Origin of the sequence: Derxia lacustris, from assembly GCF_002105195.1 — a bacterium.
GTDB classification, from domain to species: domain Bacteria; phylum Pseudomonadota; class Gammaproteobacteria; order Burkholderiales; family Burkholderiaceae_E; genus Derxia; species Derxia lacustris.
The window spans coordinates 1-3109 of record NZ_MUHU01000045.1; the positions used below are offsets into that span (position 1 = coordinate 1).

Annotated in this window: 1 protein-coding gene; it reads right to left on the reverse strand. The window is 78.6% G+C overall.

Features of this window, described 5'->3' with window-relative positions; all coding sequences use genetic code 11:
- On the reverse strand, positions 1-3109 hold a 3109-nt coding region (locus B9P64_RS25895), incomplete at both ends, for a hypothetical protein (RefSeq protein WP_176256925.1).

Sequence of the window (3109 nt, forward strand, 5' to 3'; positions counted from 1 at the left end):
AGATTTGTATAAGGGCCGGGCGTGGCGGGCGTGGCGGGCGTGGCTGGCGTGGCCGGCGGATGGTCGGGCGCGGTCGGTCGGCGTTCTGGCGCGGCTGCGGCGATGTGCGGCGCGAGCGCTCGGCGCAGCAGTCCGGGCAGGTCGCCGCGCGGGACGGACAGTGCTAGGTCGAGCTGGCGGCGGCGCAGGTCGAGTGACTGCTCGGGCGTTGCCGGGCTGGCGGCGGGCGTGGGGATGTCTTCGGTCAGCGCCGGCAGCAGCGCTGCGGCCGGACCGGCCAGACGGTCGAGCAGCCGGGCGAAGCGGGCCGGCGAGCGCTGGCGGATGGCGCGTTCGCGGGTTTCGGCGCGGGCAAGGCGCTGGCGCAGGCGGTTGGCTGCGGCGGTGGCGGCGACAGCGGTGGCGGTGCTTGCGAGTGCGGTTGCGGCGCCCGCGACCGGCTCGGCGGCGCTGGAGCTGTAGCTGGTTGCGGCTTGCGCGCTTGCGCTTGCTGGCGGAAGCGGATCGGCGGTCGGCGCGACGGGCCGGGCCGGGTTGCCGGGTGTGCCGAAGCGGGCGCGCCAGTCGCGCACCAGATCGGCCAGCCGGGCCACGTCGTCGGCGTCGGCGTCGGATGGCGCGCCGGCCGGCGTGGCGGGCACGGCGGGCTTGGCGACGGCTTCGGTCGGGTTGTGCGGGATCGGCGCGGCGTCAGTGGGCGGCAGCGGCGGCGCGAGCAGCCGGTCGACCAGCCAGTGGCGCCGCGCTGCCTCGGCGTCGGCGGCGACATCGGTGCCGCTGCCGGCGTCGGCCGCAGGCGCGAAGGCCGGGTCGAGCGCCAGCGCGAGCAGCGCGGCGGCGCTGGCCGGCGCGGCGAGCAGCCGGGCGAGATCAGCGAGCTGCTGCGGCGCGAGTCGGTCGGCGAGACGGCGCCGCAGCCGGGCCGAGCGGCCGAGGTCGAGCAGGGCCTGGCGCAGCTGGTCGGGGCTGGCGGCGAGCGCTTCGGCCCAGCGGGCGGCGCGGCTGGCGGCGGCTTGTGCGGCGTTGTCGCCATCGCCATCGCCGTCGTTGTCGTTGTCGTCGAGCAGGGCGGCGGCGAGCGCTGCGCTGCCGGGCCAGACTGCCGGCGTACTCGCACTGCCGTCCGTCTCGGCGGCAGCTGCTTCGCCGCAGGCGGCAAGCCGTGCAAGCGCACTTGCGAGCAGCGGATGGGCGGCGGCGAGGGCGGCGAGTTCGCGGTCGAGTTGGGCGCGGTCGAGGTCGGGCTGGCGCAGCCGGTCGCGCAGCGCGGGCAGCAGGTCGGCGTCGGCACGGTCGGCTGATGCATGCGGCGCGCGTCCGGGGGCGAGCAGCCAGTCGATGAGCCAGCGCCGGGCTGCGTGCGTTGCGTCCGCCGGCGCGGCGCCGAGGCCGGCGAGCGCGAGCAGCGCGGCGGCGACCGGCGGCGGCGCGAACAGCGCGACCAGTTCCGGCAGCCGCGTCGGCGCGAGTGTGAGGTGGAGCCGGCGTCGGATGCCGGCGGCGCGGCCGAGGTCGAGCAGCCAGCGCGCGAGCCAGTCGGCATCGCCGGCGACAACGCGCTGCCAGGCGGCGTCGAAGGCATCGGTGCCGGCGGCGAACAACGCGGCTTCGAGCGCGTGGCGCGCGGCGAGCTGCGGCGGGAGCGCGGTTGCTTCGGCGGCAGTTGTCGCGGCCGGGCGTTCGGCCGCGCCGGGATCGGGCAGCGCTGCCGCGACTGCGCTGCGCTGCGACGCTGCGGCGGCCGGGGCGGCGCTGGCGGGCGGCGGGTCGGCGGGAACGGCGGGAACGGCGGGAACGGCGGCGGCCGGAGCGAGCAGCCGGTCGATGAGCCAGCGCCGGCTGGCTTCGGTGGCGGCAGCGCTTGCATCGGGTGCGGCAGCGGCGGCAGCCATGTCGGCGGGCGGCGGCGCGGCGGCGAAGCCGGCCTGAGTCAGCAGCGCGGCCGCCTCGGCCGGCGCCAGCAACCGGGCCAGCGCCGGCAGCTGCGCCGGCGCGATCAGCTCGACCAGCCGGCGCCGGGCCAGGGCGCTGGCGCCGACATCGCGCAGCCAGCCGGCGAGCCAGTCGCCATCGGCGGCAAGGCTGGCCTGCCAGGCGGCGTGGAAGGCCGGGGCATCGGTGCCGGCGCCGGTGAACAGCGCGGCGTCGAGCGTCTGGCGCGGGCCGGCCGGCGACCGGGTAGCGAGCCGCCGTGCCAGCTCGGCGGTTTGCGCGGGCGTCAGCCGCTCGGCCAGCCGCTGGCGCAGTCGCTCCGACCGGCCCAGATCGCGCAGCGCCCGATGCAGCCGGCCGGTTTCGGCATCGAGCGCGCGAGTCCAGGCGCGGTCGAAGGCGCCGCTGCCGAGCAGGGCGGCGGCGAGCGGCGGGAAGGGATCGGCATTGGTATCGGCGGTCGCCGGGGCTGAGTCGTGATCGGCGGCGGATGGCGTGGCGGCACCGACCGTGGCGGCGCTGTCCGCCGCATCGGCAGCGAGCAGGCGGTCGATGAGCCAGCGCCGGGCGAGGTCGGACTCGGCTGCGGCCGGCGTCTGGGGGGCGGCGAGCCCGGCCTGCGCCAGCAGCGCCGCCACGTCGGCCGGCGGCAGGAATAGCGCGATCAGCTCCGGCAGCTGGTCCGGCGCGAGCAGCGCGGCCAGTCGGCGCCGCATCGCCGCGTTGCGGCCCAGATCGCGCAGCCAGCCGGTGAGCCGGTCGCGGTCGTTGGCGAGGCTGGCGCGCCAGGCGGCGTGGAAGGCCGGCGCGTTGCCGGCGAACAGCGCGGCTTCGAGTGCGGCGCGCAGGCTGTCGGGCGCGGGTTCCGCGCGCGGCGGCGCGGTGGCTTCCGCCGCTGGCGTTCGGTCGGCGCCGGTGGATGCGGTGGCGTCGGTGGCGCCGGCGCGGGGCTGGACGAGGTCCGCTGCATCTGTGCCGAGCACGCGGTCGAGGAGCCAGCGGCACGCGTCGGCGTCGGTGGTGGCGGCCGGTGCATCGCCGGCTGCCGGCGCCAGCCCGGCCTGCGCCAGCAGCGCCGCGACGCCGGTCGGCGGCAGGAACAGCGCGATCAGCTCGGGCAGCTGGTCCGGCGCGAGCAGCGTGGCCAGCCGGCGCCGCATCGCCGCGCTGCGGCCCA